Source organism: Faecalibacillus sp. H12 (assembly GCF_013361255.1).
GTDB lineage: Bacteria > Bacillota_I > Bacilli_A > Erysipelotrichales > Coprobacillaceae > Faecalibacillus > Faecalibacillus intestinalis.
This window is the reverse complement of the sequence record NZ_JABWDK010000084.1, coordinates 1-430: the sequence shown is the minus strand read 5'-3', so window position 1 is coordinate 430 and position 430 is coordinate 1. Positions and strand designations below refer to the sequence as shown.

General features: G+C 34.9%; 1 protein-coding gene. It reads right to left on the bottom strand.

Translation table 11 applies throughout. From position 1 onward, the window contains the following. Positions 1-415, bottom strand: a 415-nt coding sequence (locus HUU89_RS15485; RefSeq protein ID WP_175302136.1) for an Rpn family recombination-promoting nuclease/putative transposase, incomplete at its 3' end; no start/stop codon positions are given. Between the last annotated feature and the right edge of the window lie 15 nt (positions 416-430).

The window sequence follows — 430 nt, the reverse complement described above, 5'->3', positions numbered from 1 at the left end:
TTTCTTTTAAAGATTTTGGATAGGTCCATTCCTTATCTCCCGTATAAAAGACAAAGCTTCCTACTGGTCGTACTTCTTTTCCACTTTCTACCTGATTGATATAAAGCTGTGCATCATAGTTGAGTATACGAATAATCATATTCTTATCCAAGGTACTTTGATGCTCTACACCAATGATCATATAATCCCCATTGATACTTGCTTTTCTGACGATATCTCGATATCTTTTCGTTTTCATTGGTAATGCTTCTTTACCTATCAATGTGGAAACATCATTTTCCTGTGATATCTGATTTTCTGGTTTGATGACCTGTCTACCATGAAAATAGAGAGCATTGCTTAGATCTGCAAAACATTCCCCGTCTCTTAAGAACTGTTTACAGGTTGTATCACTTGCATTTCTTATTTGACTCATTTTTTTACCTCCTTA